Origin of the sequence: Blastococcus sp. LR1 (genome assembly GCF_020166105.1) — a bacterium.
Lineage (GTDB): Bacteria > Actinomycetota > Actinomycetes > Mycobacteriales > Geodermatophilaceae > Blastococcus.
On record NZ_JAIUJY010000005.1, the window covers coordinates 330,896 to 344,245 of the forward strand.

At 71.7% G+C, this 13,350-nt stretch carries 19 protein-coding genes; all 19 read left to right on the forward strand.

What is annotated here, in order from left to right; translation table 11 throughout:
- Positions 1–186 precede the first annotated feature (186 nt).
- Positions 187–357, forward strand: coding sequence for a hypothetical protein (locus LBW97_RS16520; RefSeq protein WP_224500445.1), 171 nt, complete (start codon positions 187–189; stop codon positions 355–357).
- Positions 358–450: 93 nt separating this feature from the next.
- Positions 451–624 carry a hypothetical protein gene (locus tag LBW97_RS16525; RefSeq protein WP_224500446.1) on the forward strand — a complete coding sequence of 58 codons (174 nt, stop codon included), beginning with the start codon at positions 451–453 and terminating at the stop codon, positions 622–624.
- A gap of 51 nt (positions 625–675) precedes the next feature.
- The gene (locus tag LBW97_RS16530; RefSeq protein ID WP_224500447.1) at positions 676–2,424 is read left to right on the forward strand and encodes a proline--tRNA ligase; all 1,749 of its coding nucleotides are present in this window, start codon (positions 676–678) and stop codon (positions 2,422–2,424) included.
- A gap of 5 nt (positions 2,425–2,429) precedes the next feature.
- Entirely contained in the window at positions 2,430–2,771 is a 342-nt protein-coding gene (locus LBW97_RS16535) for a ribonuclease E inhibitor RraB (protein WP_224500448.1), read from the forward strand.
- A gap of 225 nt (positions 2,772–2,996) precedes the next feature.
- The gene (gene rpsP / locus LBW97_RS16540) at positions 2,997–3,497 is read left to right on the forward strand and encodes a 30S ribosomal protein S16 (RefSeq protein WP_224500449.1); all 501 of its coding nucleotides are present in this window, start codon (positions 2,997–2,999) and stop codon (positions 3,495–3,497) included.
- 3 nt (positions 3,498–3,500) lie between these two features.
- Positions 3,501–3,737 (forward strand): RNA-binding protein, encoded by a 237-nt coding sequence (locus tag LBW97_RS16545; protein WP_104524997.1) that lies wholly within the window; start codon positions 3,501–3,503, stop codon positions 3,735–3,737.
- A 24-nt stretch (positions 3,738–3,761) separates the two neighbouring features.
- Positions 3,762–4,307 (forward strand): ribosome maturation factor RimM, encoded by a 546-nt coding sequence (gene rimM, locus LBW97_RS16550; RefSeq protein WP_224500450.1) that lies wholly within the window; start codon positions 3,762–3,764, stop codon positions 4,305–4,307.
- Positions 4,304–5,125, forward strand: a complete 822-nt coding sequence (gene trmD, locus LBW97_RS16555; RefSeq protein WP_224500451.1) for a tRNA (guanosine(37)-N1)-methyltransferase TrmD — start codon at positions 4,304–4,306, stop codon at positions 5,123–5,125. The genes rimM and trmD overlap by 4 nt, the downstream gene beginning before the upstream one ends.
- On the forward strand, positions 5,118–5,618 hold the full coding sequence (locus LBW97_RS16560) for an NUDIX hydrolase (RefSeq protein WP_224500452.1): 501 nt from the start codon (positions 5,118–5,120) through the stop codon (positions 5,616–5,618). Before trmD ends, LBW97_RS16560 begins: the two co-directional genes overlap by 8 nt.
- A 146-nt stretch (positions 5,619–5,764) precedes the next feature.
- Positions 5,765–6,121, forward strand: a complete 357-nt coding sequence (gene rplS / locus LBW97_RS16565) for a 50S ribosomal protein L19 (RefSeq protein WP_224500453.1) — start codon at positions 5,765–5,767, stop codon at positions 6,119–6,121.
- Between the two features lie 76 nt (positions 6,122–6,197).
- Complete coding sequence (gene lepB / locus LBW97_RS16570) at positions 6,198–7,121, forward strand: signal peptidase I (protein WP_224500454.1); 924 nt, start codon at positions 6,198–6,200, stop codon at positions 7,119–7,121.
- A 177-nt stretch (positions 7,122–7,298) separates the two neighbouring features.
- Positions 7,299–8,009, forward strand: a complete 711-nt coding sequence (locus LBW97_RS16575; RefSeq protein ID WP_224500455.1) for a response regulator transcription factor — start codon at positions 7,299–7,301, stop codon at positions 8,007–8,009.
- A gap of 195 nt (positions 8,010–8,204) precedes the next feature.
- Positions 8,205–8,894 carry a ribonuclease HII gene (locus LBW97_RS16580; RefSeq protein ID WP_224500456.1) on the forward strand — a complete coding sequence of 230 codons (690 nt, stop codon included), beginning with the start codon at positions 8,205–8,207 and terminating at the stop codon, positions 8,892–8,894.
- A complete protein-coding gene (locus LBW97_RS16585; RefSeq protein ID WP_089336022.1) occupies positions 8,891–9,211 on the forward strand; it encodes a DUF2469 domain-containing protein in 321 nt (106 codons plus the stop codon). The genes LBW97_RS16580 and LBW97_RS16585 overlap by 4 nt, the downstream gene beginning before the upstream one ends.
- Positions 9,212–9,382: 171 nt before the next feature.
- The gene (locus LBW97_RS16590; protein ID WP_224500457.1) at positions 9,383–10,387 is read left to right on the forward strand and encodes a hypothetical protein; all 1,005 of its coding nucleotides are present in this window, start codon (positions 9,383–9,385) and stop codon (positions 10,385–10,387) included.
- A gap of 107 nt (positions 10,388–10,494) precedes the next feature.
- Positions 10,495–10,797 carry a hypothetical protein gene (locus LBW97_RS16595; protein ID WP_224500458.1) on the forward strand — a complete coding sequence of 101 codons (303 nt, stop codon included), beginning with the start codon at positions 10,495–10,497 and terminating at the stop codon, positions 10,795–10,797.
- Positions 10,794–12,128 (forward strand): hypothetical protein, encoded by a 1,335-nt coding sequence (locus LBW97_RS16600; RefSeq protein WP_224500459.1) that lies wholly within the window; start codon positions 10,794–10,796, stop codon positions 12,126–12,128. Before LBW97_RS16595 ends, LBW97_RS16600 begins: the two co-directional genes overlap by 4 nt.
- Positions 12,125–12,736: a hypothetical protein gene (locus LBW97_RS16605; protein WP_224500460.1), complete on the forward strand. Its 612-nt coding sequence runs from the start codon at positions 12,125–12,127 to the stop codon at positions 12,734–12,736. Before LBW97_RS16600 ends, LBW97_RS16605 begins: the two co-directional genes overlap by 4 nt.
- Positions 12,721–13,308, forward strand: a complete 588-nt coding sequence (locus LBW97_RS16610) for a hypothetical protein (protein WP_224500461.1) — start codon at positions 12,721–12,723, stop codon at positions 13,306–13,308. The genes LBW97_RS16605 and LBW97_RS16610 overlap by 16 nt, the downstream gene beginning before the upstream one ends.
- Positions 13,309–13,350 lie beyond the last annotated feature (42 nt).

The window sequence follows — 13,350 nt, forward strand, 5'->3', positions numbered from 1 at the left end:
CCTCCTGATGGCGGTCCCGACTCACGGGCACCTCGCTTCCAGACGCGGCCCCGCGACGGGGGTGGCGACACATCTCGGACGTCGCTGGATGCTAGCGAGGGGGAGCCGCACCGCGGGCCCTCCGACACAGACCCCGGGCCTCTCACCAGGGGTGCAGTGACGAGGTCGCGCTGGTTGACTGCTGCCATGGTCGAGCCACTGCCAGAACCGGATCCGTTGATCGACCCGAACGAGCCGGCGCCCGACGACCCGGGCGAGCTGCTGCCCGACACCCCGGACACGTTGCCGCCCCCGCCGATCGAGGCCTCGCCCGACGACCCCGGCGGCGATCCGGGCGGAGTGCCCGAGCCGGCCTGAGCGCATCGGCGATGTCGTGACCTACAACTGGATCGCCATCGGCGGCGGCTTCGACAGCTTCGACGCCGGCTTCGCCCCCGGGGGAGGGATGGCGTGCAGATGTACACAGTCCGGGCGGACTGGCTGGCGGAGGCGTTCGTCGACGAGGAGGCCGGTGCCTGGCAGCTCGTGGTCCACGTCGTCGCCGTCCTGATGACGATCCACCGCGAGGCAGGGCTTCCCCTCCCGAAGTTCCGCCTGGGTGCGGGGGAGTACGTCATCGGCTGACATCCGACGGCCCGCCGATAACGGGTGGCCCGTACCTGGGAGACTTCCTCCGTGCTCCTGCGGATGTCGAACCTTTTCCTGCGCACCCTGCGCGACGACCCGGCCGATGCCGAGGTCCCCAGCCACCGGCTGCTCGCGCGCGGTGGCTACATCCGTCGCGCCGCGCCCGGTGGCTTCACCTGGCTGCCGCTGGGCTTCCGCGTGTTCCGCAACGTCGAGCGCATCGTCCGCGAGGAGATGGACGCGATGGGAGCGCAGGAGGTGCACTTCCCGGCGCTGCTGCCGCGCGAGCCGTACGAGGCGACGAACCGGTGGACCGAGTACGGCCCCAACCTCTTCCGCCTCCAGGACCGTCGCGGCAACGACTTCCTGCTCGGCCCCACGCACGAGGAGATGTTCACGCTCCTGGTGAAGGACCTCTACGGCTCCTACAAGGACCTGCCGGTCTCGCTCTACCAGATCCAGACCAAGTACCGGGACGAGGCGCGGCCCCGGGCCGGGCTGTTCCGCGGTCGCGAGTTCACGATGAAGGACAGCTACTCCTTCGACGTCGACGACGCGGGGCTGGACAAGAGCTACGCCGCGCATCGCGCCGCCTACATCCGGATCTTCGACCGACTCGGCCTGGAGTACGTGATCGTGTCGGCGATGTCCGGCGCGATGGGCGGGTCCAAGAGCGAGGAGTTCCTGCACCCGACCGCGATCGGCGAGGACACCTTCGTCCGCTCGCCCGGCGGCTACGCGGCCAACGTCGAGGCCGTCTCCACCGTCGTTCCCGAGGCGATCCCGTTCGACGGCCTGCCCGAGGCGCACGTCGAGAACACCCCCGACACCCCGACCATCGAGACGCTGGTCGCCGTCGCGAACGTGCTCTTCCCCGACGCCGGCTACACGGCGGCGCAGACGCTGAAGAACGTCGTCGTCACCCTCGTGCACCCCGACGGCAGCCGCGAACCGCTGGTCATCGGCCTACCCGGCGACCGCGAGGTCGATCTGAAGCGGCTGGAGGCGCAGGTCTCCCCGGCCGAGGTGGAGGCGTTCGCCGACTTCGACAAGCACCCGGCCCTGGTGAAGGGCTACATCGGCCCGCAGGTGCTCGGCGCCGAGAGCGAATCGAAGATCCGCTACCTGGTCGACCCCCGCGTCGTATCGGGCAGCCGCTGGATCACCGGCGCCAACGCGCCCGGCAAGCACGTCTTCGACCTCGTCGCCGGCCGTGACTTCACCTGGGACGGCGTGATCGAGGCCGCCGAGGTGCTGGCCGGTGACCCCGCTCCCGACGGCTCGGGCCCGCTCGAGCTCGCCCGCGGTGTCGAGATGGGCCACATCTTCCAGCTCGGCCGCAAGTACGCCGAGGCGCTGGGCCTGAAGGTGCTCGACGAGAACGGCAAGCTCGTCACGGTCACCATGGGCTCCTACGGCATCGGCGTCTCCCGCGCCGTCGCCGCCATCGCCGAGTCCACCCACGACGAACTCGGCCTGGTGTGGCCGCGCTCGGTCGCCCCGGCCGACGTGCACCTCGTCGCCACCGGCAAGGACGCCGCCGTGTTCGAGGCGGCCGAGGCCCTGGCGGCCGAGCTCGTGGCCGCCGGCCTGACCGTGCTCTACGACGACCGGCCCAAGGTCAGCCCCGGCGTGAAGTTCAAGGACGCCGAGCTGCTCGGCATGCCGACGATCGTCACCGTGGGCCGCGGGCTGGTCGACGGCGTGCTGGAGCTGCGCGACCGCCGGTCCGGCGAGCGCGAGGAGATCCCGGTCGGCGACGCCGCCGCGCGGGTCCTCTCCGCCGTCCGCGGCTGACCCGCATGGCCAGGGGCGTCGAGGAGCAGTTGGCGCTGAGCGCCCAGGTGGTCGAGCGCAACCTGGAGCTCGGCGACCAGGTGCACGCGCCGCGGCCGATCGACCACCTCGCCGGGTTCCGCAGCCGGAAGGCGGCGGAGGCGGCGGGGGAGGAGCTGGTCGCAGCGGGCTACCGCGTCGACGGGGTCTACCGGCGGTGGCTCACGGTCTGGCTGGAGTTCAGCTCGATGACCGCGGTGGACCACGCCACCGCGGCCGCGTTCACCCGCGAGATCGTCGCCATCGTGAACCGGCACGGCGGCACCTACGACGGCTGGGGCGGCTTCCTGGTCGGGTCCGACGACTAGCTCTCGGCCCCGCCCGGGTCCGGCCTCGCTGCAGGGGCCCGCGGCGAGCTGGCGAGGCGTGGGGGGCAGTGAGGTCCTTCTGCTTCTTCTGGCACAATGACTGGGCGAACACGTCGGGTGCGGCCCTCTCACCATGCCCGCGCGTGTCCATCGCTCCGCCCCGGCGTACCCCCACACGCCGTCCGGCGAGCAACCACACTGCGTTCGAGGAGAACACCACACACCGTGGCCACCAAGATCAAGCTCATGCGCCTGGGCAAGATGCGCGCGCCGTACTACCGCATCGTCGTCGCCGACGCCCGCACCAAGCGTGACGGTCGTTCGATCGAGACGATCGGCAAGTACCACCCCAAGGAGGACCCCTCGTTCATCGAGGTCGACTCCGAGCGCGCGCAGTACTGGCTGGGTGTCGGCGCGCAGCCGACCGAGGCCGTCGCCGCCATCTTCCGGGTCTCCGGTGACTGGCAGAAGTTCAAGGGCGAGCCCGCTCCCGCGCCGATGAAGGTCAAGGAGCCCAAGCCGGACAAGAAGGCCCTCTACGAGGCCGCCGTCCGCGCAGGCATGGACGAGCCGACCACCGAGGCGACCACCGCCAAGAAGAAGGCCGCTCCGAAGAAGGCCGCCGCTGCCGAGGCTCCGGCCGACGCTCCGGCCGCCGACGCTGCTCCGGCCGCCGACACCGCTCCCGCGGCCGAGGCCGCTCCGGCCGAGACGCCGGCCGAGTAAGACGTGCTCGAAGAAGCGCTCGAGCACCTGGTCAAGGGCATCGTCGACAACCCCGACGACGTCACCGTCGACCTGCTCACCAACCGCCGCGGCAAGACCCTCGAGATCCGGGTCCACCCCGAGGATCTCGGCAAGGTCATCGGCCGTGGCGGGCGCACCGCGAAGGCGCTGCGCCAGGTGATGACCGGTGTCGGCGGACGGGGCCTGCGGGTCGACGTCGTCGACACCGACGGGCGCTGAGCACGGCTCCTTGAGCACCAGCACGTGAGCACAGAGAACGAATCCACCGACACCGTGGTGGTCGGCCGCATCGGCCGGCCCCACGGTGTCCGTGGTCAGGCCACCGTCGAGGTGCGCACCGACGACCCCGACCTCCGTTTCGCCCCCGGCGCGGTGCTGTTGACCGATCCGCCGGAGCGCGGCCCGCTGACGATCGTCGACAAGCGCTGGCACAGCGGCACGCTGCTGCTGCAGCTCGCCGATCCGACGGGCGCCGTCTTCGACGTCCGCGAGTCCGTGGACGCGCTGCGCAACACCCTCCTGCTGGTCCCCGTCGCGGACCTGCCGGAGATCGAGGAGCCGGACTCCTACTACGACCACCAGCTGGTCGGCCTCAGCGCGCGGCTGACCGACGGCTCGGTGATCGGCGACATCACCGCCGTCCGCCACGAGGCTCAGGACCTGCTGGTCGTCCGCCGCACGGGCGCTCCCGAGGCGCTGATCCCGTTCGTCTCGGCGATCGTGCCGACCGTCGACGTCGCCGGCGGGTTCGTGGTGATCGACCCGCCCGAGGGGCTGCTCGACCTGTGAGCGAGCAGGGGCGTGAGCATCGCAGCGAGGAACGGGCGAGGAGCGGAGCGGCCCGCGGGAGCGAACCGACGACGCAGCGCGAGCCCTTTCGGATCGACGTCCTGACGATCTTCCCGGAGTACCTGGCGCCGCTGCGGCAGTCGCTGCTCGGCAAGGCCATCGAACGCGGCCTGGTGAGCGTGGGCGTGCACGACCTCCGGCAGTGGACCGACGACGTGCACCGCACCGTCGACGACGCCCCCTACGGAGGCGGCCCCGGGATGGTGATGAAGCCCGAGCCGTGGGGTCGTGCGCTCGACGCCGTCCGACCGCCTGGCACCCGCCTGGTGGTGCCGACGCCCGCCGGTCGCCCGTTCACCCACGCGATGGCGGTCGAGTGGGCCGCCGAGCCCGGTCTGGTCTTCGCCTGCGGCCGGTACGAGGGGATCGACCAGCGGGTCGCGGACTGGGCCGCCGACGCCGGGCCGGTCTCCGAGGTCTCCATCGGCGACTACGTGCTGGCCGGTGGAGAGTCCGCGGTGCTGGTCATGACCGAGGCCGTCACCCGGCTGATCCCGGGCGTCCTGGGCAACCGGGAGTCCGCGGAGTTCGACTCGCACGCCGACGGTCTCCTCGAGGGGCCCTCGTACACGCGGCCGGCGACCTGGCGGGGCCACGAGGTGCCGCCGGTGCTGCTGTCCGGTGACCACGCGGCCATCGACCGCTGGCGGCGCGGGGAGTCGCTGCGGCGCACCGCCACCCGCCGTCCGGACCTGCTCGCCGCCCTGCCCGAGGGCTCGCTCACCGATTCCGAACGGACGGCGCTGGCCGGTGACTGACCGGCCGGTCCAGCGGTCGACGGCGCGCGTCGTCGTCCTCGATCCGGCCGGCCGCGTGCTGCTCCTGGGTGCCCGCCTGCCCGATCCCTCCGTGCCGCCCGGCGAGGTGCTGTTCTGGTACACGCCCGGCGGGGGAGTGGAGGGCGATGAGACGCTGCGTGCCGCCGCGGTCCGGGAGCTGGCCGAGGAGATCGGGCTCGGCGTCGAGCCGGCCGCGCTGGAGGGCCCGGTGTGGCTGCGCCGGCACGTCGGGCCGTTCGGGCCCTACCTGTTCGACACCCGCGAGGCCTTCTTCGTGCTGCGCGACGTCGTCCACGAGGTCGTGCCGGGCGCCCTGACCGAGCTCGAGATCCTGGCCGACGAGCCGCACCGGTGGTGGACGGCCGACGAGCTGCTGAGCACCCCGGAGGCCCTGGTGCCGCGTGATCTGCCCGCCTTGCTGGCGGAGCTGCGGACCGGCCCGTGGACGGGGCCCCCGCGCATCGTCGACTGAGGATGTGGCACAGTAGAGAGTCGCTGCTGACCGACGGGACCGCTGTCGGGAGCTCCCCGTGGAGCCGCAGCTCCCCGGAACGGACAGCCGGGGCGTTCCGCTGTCCGAACCGAGAACGAGCCACCTGAGACTGAGGACTTGCCGAGATGAACACCCTGGACGCACTCGACGCCGACTCGTTGCGCGACGACATCCCCTCGTTCCGCCCGGGTGACACCGTCAAGGTGCACGTCCGCGTCATCGAGGGCAACCGCTCGCGCGTCCAGGTCTTCCAGGGTGTCGTCATCCGCCGTCAGGGCGGTGGCGTCCGGGAGACCTTCACGGTGCGCAAGGTCAGCTTCGGTGTCGGGGTCGAGCGCACCTTCCCGGTGCACACCCCCGTCGTCGAGAAGATCGAGGTCGTCACCCGCGGTGACGTGCGTCGCGCGAAGCTCTACTACCTGCGCGAGCTGCGCGGCAAGGCCGCCAAGATCAAGGAGAAGCGCGAGCCGATCTCGCGCTGACCTCCGGCAACACGCCTGACAGCCGGCACGACCGGCTGGAACTCGGCGGGTTCCCCGCGCCGTACGCTGACTCCTGATGAGCAGCGACCGGCCCGGGGGGCCCGCCGATGTCGTTCCCGGGGACGACGAGCCCGACGACGAGCGCGGTGGCGACGCGGGCGCCGACGATGCGTCGACGGGCCGCAAGGCCAAGAAGAAGAACTCGCTGCTCCGGGAGCTCCCGGTGCTGCTGCTGGTCGCCTTCGTCCTGGCCCTGGTGGTCAAGACGTTCTTCGTCCAGGCGTTCTTCATCCCGTCGGGATCGATGGAGCAGACGCTGCACGGCTGCCCCGGCTGCACCGGTGACCGCGTCCTGGTGAACAAGGTGCCCTACTGGTTCGGTGAGCCCGAGCCCGGCGACGTCGTCGTCTTCGAGGGTCCGGACACCTGGACCCCGGAGATCGACGTCGAGGAGCCGTCGAACTGGTTCACCGGCGCGATGCTGTGGCTGGGCCGCACCCTGGGGGTGGCGCCCCCGAGCGAGGACGACTTCGTCAAGCGGGTGATCGCGACCGAGGGGCAGACCGTCCAGTGCTGTGACGTCGAGGGCCGGCTCACGGTGGACGGCGAGCCGCTGGACGAGCCCTACATCTTCGAGAACATGCCCATCGAGCAGCGCCCCTTCGGCCCGGTGACGGTGCCCGAGGGGCGGCTCTGGGTGATGGGCGACCACCGTTCGGCCTCCGCGGACTCCCGCGAGCACGTGGGCGACAAGTACGGCGGAACCATCGGTGTCGACGACGTCATCGGCAAGGCGTCGTTGATCGTGTGGCCGATCGACCGTTTCGGGGTGCTGGAATCCCCGGACATCCAGGGCCTGGAGGCCACCGGCGTGCCCATCGGTGGGACGTCGTCGCCGGTCGGTGCCGTGGTCGCCGTTCCCTACCTCGTGGGCCTGGCCGGCGCAGTTCCGCTCACCGCCTGGCGCCGGCGCCGGCGAGCCCGCCGAACCTCGGCTTAGCCGGGCGTAGGCCCGGAATGGTCGTCGCGGGGCGCGAGTGACTGGCGCCCACCATTACGGCGGCGACATACCAGCAGAGAAAAATGCTGAGAAAGTATTCAAGCAACCGTTTCACCCTTCCGATGGATTCATTGCACGGTCCCGGAGAATGAAATGGAGTCAGTTGTGTCTGCACCTATGGCGAGCACCGCCCGCGGAGTCACCCGCGTGCTCCTCCTCGCCGACGCGCCCGTCCTGCGTCGGGGGCTGGTCAGCATGATCAACGAGACCGCCGGCATGCAGTCGGTCGGCACCCCCGGCGAGCTGCGCCGCGCTCTCACGCTGGCCGAGTCCGCCCGCCCCGACGCCGTCGTGGTCGAGCTGGGCCAGGGCCGCGCCGCGACCCTGAACGCCTGCCGCGACCTGCGCCGCCGGTTCCCCCGCGTGGCCATCATCGCGCTGGCCACCTCGGAGGACCCGGGCGTGGTCAACGAGGCCCTGGCCGCCGGCATCCGCGGCTACCTGATGATCAACACGTCCCCGACCCTGCTGGGCTGGGCCATCCTGGCCGCCCGCGCCGGTCGCACCGTCGTGGACCCGCAGATCCGCCGGGTCGAGCCCTCCGACGTGCCGGCCGCCAAGCCGTTCACCCCCGAGGTGCCCCTGACCCGCCGCGAGCAGGACGTCCTGGACGAGCTGCTGCAGGGTCAGTCCAACCGGACGATCGGCCGCAACCTCTTCATCAGCGAGGACACCGTCAAGAGCCACGTCAAGGCCATCCTGCGCAAGCTGGGTGCCCGCGACCGGGCGCACGCCGTCTCGCTGGTGCTGTCCTCCCGCAGCCCGGGCTGCACCTGCGGGGCGCACTCCCCGCAGGCGACCACCCCGGACGTCACCGTCGACATCTGATCCACCCGCACTTCCTTCTCCGGCATCTCGGGCCGGCCCCTGCCCAGGGGCCGGCCCGACGTGCGTCCGGGGGACGACGGCGGTGTCGGCTGCGCGTCGTAGTGTCGTGCTGCGATGGCTGTCCGACCCACCCATACCCGATCGGCACCGGTCCGGCGCACTCCCGCCGTCGACCGGCCCGATGCGCTCTGGGACATGGAGCGCACCCTGCGGCGGCGGGGTTTCGAGGCGATCGCCGGTGCCGACGAGGCCGGCCGCGGGGCCTGCGCCGGTCCGCTCGTCGCCGCTGCCTGCATCCTTCCCGCCGGTAAGCGGGGCAGGGTTCCGGGTCTCGCGGACTCCAAGCTGCTCACCGCGGCCGCCCGCGACCAGGCATACGAGGAGATCGTCGCGCGCGCCGTGTCGTGGTCGGTCGTCGTGCTGCCGGTGGAGGACCTCGACGAGCGCGGGATGCACGTGACCAACATCGAGGCCCTGCGCCGCGCCGTCTCGATGCTCGATCCCGGGCCCGACTACGTGCTGACCGACGGCTTCCCGGTTCCGGGCCTGGCCCGGCCGGGGCTCGCCGTGTGGAAGGGCGACCGCGTCGCCGCCTGCGTGGCCGCGGCCTCCGTGCTGGCCAAGGTGACCCGGGACCGGATGATGCTGGAGCTGCACGAGCAGTGGCCCGAATACGACTTCGCGGTGCACAAGGGCTACATCACCGAGGCGCACACGGCTGCCCTGGAACGCCACGGACCGTGCCCGCAGCACCGGATGAGGTTCGTCAACGTGCGCAGCGCCCGCGACTTGTACACAGCCCGGGTGACCGGTTCGGCCGGCATGGTCGATGATGGGGCCATGCGCCCTGAGTCCCGAGCCCTGACGAGCACCGAGGACCGATGAGCACCGAGGACCTCGAGAAGTACGAGACCGAGATGGAGCTCCAGCTCTATCGCGAGTACCGGGACATCGTCCGCCAGTTCACCTACGTGGTGGAGACCGAGCGGCGGTTCTACCTGGCCAACTCGGTCGACCTGCAGGTGCGGGAGGCCGGGGGAGAGGTCTACTTCGAGCTGAAGCTCTCCGACGCCTGGGTGTGGGACATGTACCGGCCGGCGCGCTTCGTGCGCAACGTCCGGGTGCTGACGTTCAAGGACGTCAACGTCGAGGAGCTCGACAAGCCCGACCTCGAGCTGCCCGACAACCCGCGCCTCCCGTAGGCGGATGGAGTCCTATCCGCTCGGTCTCGTCGTCGAGCACTCGAGGATCTGGGCCTACGTTCCGACGGATTGGGAGGACCAGGGCCTGCGGGAGGCTGCCCGTCACGTCGACGCCATGACGTCGCGAGGTCGCGAGGTCGCGCCGAGCGCTTCACCAGGTTGTGGGTTCCGGTGCTGCGGGACGCCGCGGACGCCGGGTGCGTGGGGGTGTTCTTCCAGTCGGGCCTGGGGCCGAACGCCAAGCCGACGGCGGCGGTCCGCCTCAGCCGGTACGAGCACGACCCCGCGCTCCCCGCGGCGCAGGCGATCGACGAGGTGCTGCGGAACCACCTCCGTCCGGAGGACCAGCGCCTCGCTCTCCCCCTGATCGAGCCGGTGCCGGGCTCTGCCGTCGGGGCGGTGCGTCTGCGTCAGCAAGTGGGCGCCGGGCGTTGGAGGAGGAGGGTGCAGGAACACGCCCTCTGGCTCGTTCCCGTGGCAGGTGCGGTCTGGGCACTCTCCACCTCGTTCACCGACCCCGTCGGTGGCGCGGACAGGCTGCTGTCGGAGATCGATGCCCTGGCGAACGGCGTGCGCGATCCCATGCGGAACGCCGACGTCCCCTTCGTCGTCCTCCGCTCGGAGCCGGTCGCGGCCGGGGGGCTGCTCGTCCGGAAAATCCCGCACTGCTCCCTCACCATCGACCGCGAGAGCGGCGTGGTCACCTGGGTGGACGACGCCGTCCGGCGCCGCGTCCAGTTGCCGCTGGGAAACGGTCCCGGGGAGGTGGCGGGGCTGCTGCGTGCGAGCTATCCGCCGGTGAAGGCCGGACATCCGCAGCTCCCCGATGTCTTCCGGCTGATGCTGGTCGACGGCAGCGGGCGGGTGCTCGCCCGCAGTGCGGTGCGGGCGGCCGCCCACATGGACCAGATGTGGCCGGTGGAGCTGCTCGAGACCAGCGGCCTCCCCGTGCAGACACGACGGTTCAAGAACACCCGGCTCCTCAACAAGGCGCATCCCGGAGCGGCGCCGCTGTGGGTCTTCAGCGGCGGTCTCTGGCTGCTCATGCTCTGGTCGTTGCTCGGGGCGGTGTTGCTGCTCGTCGTCGGCGGCCTCGTCGTCGGCGATCCCATCTGGTCGGACTGGTCGGGTTTCTTCGGCCCCTTCTGGCCGGACTGGTCGGGATTGTTCGACTAGTGAGGAGTGCGCCCGACGGGGTTGTCCACAGGCGGCTGTGAGTGCGCCACCTCCTCTCTGCGGAACGGTTACGTTCCGCGGCGATCGAATGAGGAGGTGGTACGGGCGTGGCGGACATCGTGGTCGATCTCCCCCTGCTCCGCGAGACCGCAGGCGGTCTCGGGATGCTCATGCACGAGTTCCAGCGGTCGGCGGCGATCGTCGAGGACGCGGAACCGGCTGTCGGTCGGAACGCGTTGCTGGACGAGCTGCGCGAGTTCGTCGACGAGTGGACGTGTAATCGCGAGAAGCTGCTCCAGTCGCTCCAGGCGGTGTACGAGGCGGCGACGCAGAGCCATGACGCCTACGTGCAGGTCGACAACGAACTCGCCCAGGCGATCCAGACCGCGACCGAGGGGTGCGCGCCGTGACCGCCACCCCGGTGGCGCCCGCCTCCTTCGAGCCGCTGGACCACCGCAACAGCGTGCCGGGCGACCCCGATGAGCTCGCCACCCTGGCCCGGCGGTACGCCGACACGGCCGCGGAGATCGAGGCGCAGGCCGCCAACCTGGCCGAGCTCACCTCGACGTCGCAGGAGGCGTGGAAGAGCGAGGCGGGCGACAACTTCGTCGAGGTGGCAGGAGACCTGGCCGGCCGCATCGGCCGGGCACGAGCACGGTACGAGGCCGCCGCGCAGGCGCTCTCCTTCTTCGCCACCGCCCTGGAAGGGGTGCAGACCGAGGCCTACGACGCTGTCCGCCGGGCGCAGGCGGCCGAGGATTCGCAGCGCGCGCTTCGCAACTCCGCACCCGACGCAGCCGCTCCCGGGGCGACTCCTGAGCAGCTTCGCGCCGCCGGTGCGGAGCAGCAGGCGCACCTGCGGGCGGTCGCCGGCGCGGCGGACGAATTGGCCGCCGCCCGCCGGGACTACTTCTTCGCCGTCGAGTCCTACGACCGGGCCGCGAGGGCGGCGGCCGAGATCTTGAGCACCGGGCGCAGCGGCGATGACCTGGCAGACGACTGGTGGGACGAGAACGCGTGGTGGATCGACGCGGTGCTCGACGTCATCTCCATCGTCGCGCTGGCGCTGGTGATCGTCGCGGTGGTCATCGCCATCGTCCTCGGCCCCGGGATCGCGATCGTCGGCACGCTCCTGGCCGCCAGCAGTGGCCTGAGCCTGATCTCCGCGGCCGTGCGCCTCGATCTGTGGGCCAGCGGCAACGGATCCCTGGAGGACGCCCTCTGGGACCTCGCGGGTGCGGCCACTCTCGGTCTCGGCAAGGGCGTCGCGGTGGTTGCCCAGGGATTGCTCAGAGTGACGCAGCGGGTCGGGGGCCGCATCGGGGCCGTACGCGCGGGCCGGCAGGCCTTCGCCGACGCCGGTCGCTCGCCCGTGCTGTTCGACGCAGGAAAGGCTGCCCGGGCGACCGTGGACGCTGCGGCGGCCTCGTCCGGCACCCGCCTGACCCGCGGGTTGGCATTCGGGGACGACGGCATCGCGGACGCTGTGTCCGCGATCCACCGGATCCGTCAGGCCGGTGGCAAGGGCGCGCAGCTCACCGCGCTCACCGGCCTCGCCGACACGATCGTCCTGGGAGCGGTGACGGGTCCGAGTGCCGCGATCAACATCCGGTCCTTCGTCCTGCTCCAGGACAGCGTCGTCGTGGACCCGGTGGGCGCGATGGACCAGGCGGCGGTGGACCGAGCGAACCGGACCGAGATCGTGCAGCAGTGGTCCATGCCGCTGGGACGGGTGTCGTGACGGCGCCGGCCAGGGCCGTCAGCGACTTCCGGATCCTCCTTCCCCCGGGATGGGCGCGCGTTCCGCTGGACGGCCGGGCGCCGCTGCGGATCAAGAACCTCGTCACCGAGCGGGTCCGCGACGTGCCTGCGCCGCGGCGGGCCGAACTCCGGGCGTGGCTGACCCGGGAGCTCACCGCGGCGCTCGAGTCGGCGGCCCGGCAGGGCGGGATCGACGTCCTGCTCAGCGTCGACCCGGTCGCCGGCCGGCCGGTTCCGGCGTCCGGGCTGATCACGCACGTGCGCGGACGAGGCGAGGGCACGCTCGAGTCGCTGCTCCGCACGCTGGGGTCCGGTGCCACGGGCGTGCGCGTCCGCGAGCTGGGGGTGGTCGAGGTCGCGGGCGCCCGGGCTGTCCGTCGGCTCACGTCGCGGCAGGAGAGGGTGCCCGACGAGGACGGTGATCCCGGCGGCGTGCTGACCGTCACGCAGGTCGACTACTTCGTCCCGGTGCCGGGATCCGACGGGTTGCTGTTGCTCACCTTCACGACGCCGGTCGAGCAGCTCGGTCCACCGCTGGTGAAGCTCTTCGACGTCATGGGCGGGAGCCTGCGGTGGGTCCTGACGTGACCGGCGGGCCGCCCGACATCGTCGTGGACTTCTCGGCGGCGTGGGCCCAGGTGGGCCCGGACGACGACCTGGCCGACTGGGCCGCCGCAGCGGCCCGGCGGAGCTGGACGCTGGCAGGAGTGGAACCGTCCGCGGTCGACGCGGACCTGCTGGCAGCCGAGTTCACGGTGCTGGCGAAGGCCGCCTTCGCGGTGCCCAGCTTCGGCGCCTTCGTGTTCTGCCCGGAGCCCTCCCAAGGTGCACGCGCCGCCGTCCGCCTGATCGGGCTGCGCTACCCGGCGGGGACGGAGGACGGGGTCATCGTCGAGGAGTTCCTGCTCCCCGCCGAGCAGCAGCTGCTGCCTCCGCAGGTGGAGCAGTCGACGGACTCCGGGCTCCGCCGGATCCAGATCCGGCAGCGCGCGTGGTCGGCCGACACCGGGAACGTGTCCGACCACATCGCCTACGTCTTCCCCTGCGAGGAGGGCGCGTGGGCCCTGACCACCTCGCTTCCCGATCCGCGGGAGGCCGAGCTCCTGCTCGCGGACCTGGACGAGCTGGCGGCAGGTCTGCAGCTCAGGACTGGGCTGTGACCGGCCCTGGCGCTCGTTCTCCACAGGACCCCGAGCCGTCCA

Excerpts from the sequence above, each read along its gene's own strand:
- LBW97_RS16575 (WP_224500455.1), top strand. The coding sequence starts at position 7,299 with ATGGCGAGCACCGCCCGCGGAGTCACCCGCGTGCTCCTCCTCGCCGAC.
- LBW97_RS16535 (WP_224500448.1), top strand. The coding sequence starts at position 2,430 with ATGGCCAGGGGCGTCGAGGAGCAGTTGGCGCTGAGCGCCCAGGTGGTC.
- rplS (WP_224500453.1), top strand. The coding sequence starts at position 5,765 with ATGAACACCCTGGACGCACTCGACGCCGACTCGTTGCGCGACGACATC.
- LBW97_RS16580 (WP_224500456.1), top strand. The coding sequence starts at position 8,205 with ATGGAGCGCACCCTGCGGCGGCGGGGTTTCGAGGCGATCGCCGGTGCC.
- LBW97_RS16520 (WP_224500445.1), top strand. The coding sequence starts at position 187 with ATGGTCGAGCCACTGCCAGAACCGGATCCGTTGATCGACCCGAACGAG.
- lepB (WP_224500454.1), top strand. The coding sequence starts at position 6,198 with ATGAGCAGCGACCGGCCCGGGGGGCCCGCCGATGTCGTTCCCGGGGAC.
- LBW97_RS16585 (WP_089336022.1), top strand. The coding sequence starts at position 8,891 with ATGAGCACCGAGGACCTCGAGAAGTACGAGACCGAGATGGAGCTCCAG.